1 protein-coding gene is annotated in these 1,597 nt (G+C 69.8%); it reads right to left on the bottom strand.

What is annotated here, in order from left to right:
- Nucleotides 1–8 precede the first annotated feature (8 nt).
- Nucleotides 9–1,481, bottom strand: a complete 1,473-nt coding sequence (locus tag ACLQ22_RS31830) for an NF041680 family putative transposase (protein ID WP_425695571.1) — start codon at nt 1,479–1,481, stop codon at nt 9–11.
- Between the last annotated feature and the right edge of the window lie 116 nt (nt 1,482–1,597).

The raw sequence follows: 1,597 nt of genomic DNA, 5'->3' as shown, positions 1-1,597 counted from the left end.
CTTGATCTTTAACCTGTGCGTCGTGGCCTGGGACTATTCGCGGCTTTCGTTTTCTTGGTGCTGCTGTTCGGCTTGTTGCTGGTAGTGGCTGTGACGATGTGGACGTCGTGGCGGGCGGCTCGGTGGCGGTTGGGGTGTCCGGGTGGTCGTCCAGGTCCTGGTCGGCTCGGTTTCGGTGCGGCGGCGGGGCAGCCGGCTTTGGCGCGTAGGTGCCGAAACGCGCGGCGGACGCGGGCAGGTGAAAGCCGTTCGGGTGGTGCGGGGCGTTCCCAGGGCCGGCGGAGGTCGCCAGCGGCGGTGCGGGCAAGGCGCAGCTGGGTGTAGGCGGCCAGCACCAGCCAGGTCCAGCGGTCGGCGGCATGCGGGTCGCGCAGCTTCGGGCTGGTCCAGCCGAGGGTCTGTTTGAGCATGCGGAAGGTGTGCTCGATGTCGAATCGGCGCAGGAACACCTGCCAGAGCAGGTCAGCCTCGGCGTCAGTGGCGGTGGCCTGTGACCACCACAGCCAGACCGGTTTCGCGATAGCCCCTGATGGCAGCCGGTCGACCTGCAGCAGGATCACGGTGCCCTCGATGATCGGCAGCGGGCCGTGCTGGGCGGTCCAGGCGGTGCGGTGGGTGAGCCTGGGGTGCAGTCGGTGCCAGGCCCGTGCGATCGCGGTGCCGTAGAGACGGGTGTTGGTGGTCGTGGCCACGTCCGGGTCGCCCCAGCTGCCCGGGGCACCGAAGATGAACTCGCCGCCATGCCGTCGTGGGCGGCCGGTGGTGCCGGGCAGCCGGGGTGGCGCGGGCCGGCGCAGCACCCGGTCGGAACGCATCCGCACCAGAACCTTCACCGGTAGATCGGCCAGCAGGAATGCCAGCCGGGGCCCGTCGTAGCCGGCATCCGCGACGATCCACACGTCCGGATCACCAGGCTGCCACTGCCCGGCAGCGATCAGCCGCTGGACCACGTCGCGCAACTGCCCGGCGGTGACCGTGGCAGCGTCGTCGCCGGGCGCCAACCGACGGGCGTCCAACGGCGCGGTCCACGAGGTGCGCCCGGCCTCCAGAGCCGTAACGAACGAGTACGGCCAGCCCGGAACCCCGATGTGGGTGTCCTTGCCACGCCCGTAGGTGTGGCACAGCACCCGCTGCGGGCAGGTGTGCGCCTCCGGCCGCAGCCAGCACGTCACATCCACCGCCAGGACGATCCGCCCGTCCGCGGCCCGCGGCAGCGGCACCGCCACCACCGCGGTCCGCAGCCGCGCGATGTCGATCCGGCCGCGGTTCAACGCCGCGTACAGCGAGCCGTGACCGCGGCGGTGCTCACCCACCAGCGACAACTCCACCAGCGACCGCACCGGCCCGTCGGCGCACAACAGCGCATCTGCCAGCTCGAACAACGCATCTCCACGAGCGGTCAGACAGGCGTGGAACTCACGCCGGAACGCGGCCAGCCGCCCGACCCCATCGGCCGACCCGACATCGTGCACACTGATCACCAGACAGCCCTTGGTGCTTGATCTTCTTCCCTAGACAAGAGGAATGATCGATCAAGGGCTGTCCCCATGATCAGCCGGGGTCGATGCCACCGCCCAGCAGGTTAAAGATCAAGCTA

The sequence above is a fragment of the Micromonospora sp. DT178 genome (assembly GCF_049841695.1).
In the GTDB taxonomy this organism is placed as follows: domain Bacteria; phylum Actinomycetota; class Actinomycetes; order Mycobacteriales; family Micromonosporaceae; genus Micromonospora.
The sequence above is the reverse complement of the archived record's forward strand: the minus strand, read 5'-3'. Positions and strand labels throughout refer to the sequence as shown.